Origin of the sequence: Thalassotalea sp. G20_0, assembly GCF_017744175.1 — a bacterium.
Lineage (GTDB): Bacteria > Pseudomonadota > Gammaproteobacteria > Pseudomonadales > Endozoicomonadaceae > Endozoicomonas.
In genome coordinates, this window is the sequence record NZ_JAGHQV010000166.1 from 1 (window position 1) to 1,937 (window position 1,937).

Consider the following 1,937-nt stretch of genomic DNA (forward strand, 5'->3'; position numbering starts at 1 on the left):
AATCAGAGCGTTTTTTCAGAACGCTATATATTCAGGATGAGTGTCTCCCGACCACTGCATTACGGTAGTCCGGCGTATGTAATATCTTTCTGGCTGAGCTTACATCTTCTCCCTGTTTGTGAATGGCGTTGTTTGTTGCTATATCAATGGCTCAGGTCGGTTTCAGGAAACTGAATGCGATGTGTTTCATGAGCTCACCGCAACGCCTGCACGTGAATTGCGGACGAATCACGGGTTCTACTGCTTTGACCATGACGTTTAAAACCAGTTGCACCAGTGATAATTGTTTTTTGGCGTTGCTGTGTAAAAATCCATAATCCCGCGATCGTCGAAATCGCCTGGGTAATACATGTTTCAGTACCAGCCACAGGAAGTCTTCCCCTGGCAGGGTTCGCTTCTCTTTTTTGCCGGTTTCACTATTGAGGTAAGAGAAGGTCACCTTTCCCTGTTCACTGGCCAGGATGTTGTTGTCGCTGATCACGCCCCGGTACAGATACCGGGATAGATATTCAAGTGCTGGTAATCCTTTGCCCACTCGTTTGCAATTGACGACCCACTCTTTGGGCAGCCTTGTTTTCAGGCTCGGTGATAGTAGTCCCTGTTCGTCCAGTGCGCGAAGGAGTTTGGCTCGAAAGACCATGGCCAGGTTCTTGCCATTGAAAAGATAGTTACCTGTGAGTTTGCGCCACTCTTTTCGTCGGGTATTGATGCCGCCACCGGGCACAACAAAGTGTATATGGGGATGGTAATCCAGCCGTCGGCTGTGGGTGTGCAGGACGCCGGTCATTCCCAGGTCAGCATCCAGTTTTTTGCTATTGGCTCCAAACTGTTTCAGGGTATCAGCCGCTATTCTGAACAGTAAATCGTACACCTGTCGTTGATGTTGCCAAGCCAGAGCCCGCAGTTGCGCTGGTAAGGTGAAGGTCACCATAAAGTATTCAACGGGCAATAGTTTCTGTCTTTGCCGTTGCAACCATTCGCTGGTATCGGTGTTCTGACAGCGGTTGCAGTGACGATGTCCACAGGATAAGGGTTTTTGCTCCCGGAATTGGCAGCCGTTGCATTCCAGCAGCGTCATGCCGGAGGCCGGGGTTCGACAACCCCGTATGGCATTGAGCGCCTTGAGTTGGCTGGGTAGAAGACGTTGACTGTATTTCTCCAGGAAACGGTCGGCATATTGATCGGCTATATCGGAGAGGTTCATTGGTCGTTTCCTTTCAAATCCAGCTCATCAATCAGATGATTAATAATCCTGCGGGTATTCAGTTGGGTGGTTTCGGTTAACCGGGTGTAGATGGCTGTGGTTTTTGGGCACATGTGCCCGAGCAGTTCCTGAATGGCCCTGAGGCTGACTCCCTGCTCCATAAGATGAGTAGCAAAGCTGTGTCGTAAACTGTGGGGGCTGACTTTTTTATGAATCCGGCACTCTTCCACAAGATGTTTCATGGCTTTCTGGGTGCAGGAGCGGCTCATAGGCTGAGTTGCCCGGTGTCGCTGATTGGCTGTCTGCCCTTCAGGGAAAAGAAACGTTGGGTTCCGGTGGGTAGCCCAGTAGCGCCGCAAGGCCTTCAGGGTGCGAAGGGGGAGGTCCACGTAGCGATCCTTTCCCCCTTTGCAGTTGCGTAAATGAACTTTCATTCGCCGTGCATCGATGTCGGAAATGGTCAGGTTCAGACCTTCAGCCAGCCTTAAACCCATACTGTAAAGGGTCAGAAGAATGGTGTAATAGCGCAGCTTCCGCGCCTTATTGAGCAGTAACTCAATTTCAGTGGTGGTCAGGATGACCGGAAGGCTTTTAACGGTGGGTGGTTTAATGATGTCCACAAACTGCCAGGGTTTTCCCAGCACGTGTTTCCAGAAAAACTGCAGGCCGTTACGGTCGGTTTTGACCGTGCTCCATGAGTGGGATTCTACCAGTGCCGCAAAGTAGGTTTTCA

2 protein-coding genes are annotated in these 1,937 nt (G+C 50.6%); both read right to left on the bottom strand.

Annotated features, from left to right (window positions below; genetic code table 11):
• Positions 1–151: 151 nt before the first annotated feature.
• Positions 152–1,204, bottom strand: coding sequence for an IS91 family transposase (locus J7438_RS25265; protein WP_209278810.1), 1,053 nt, complete (start codon positions 1,202–1,204; stop codon positions 152–154).
• Positions 1,201–1,937: tyrosine-type recombinase/integrase (locus tag J7438_RS25270; RefSeq protein ID WP_286196930.1), on the bottom strand; the 737-nt coding region annotated here is incomplete at its 5' end. The genes J7438_RS25270 and J7438_RS25265, both read right to left, overlap by 4 nt.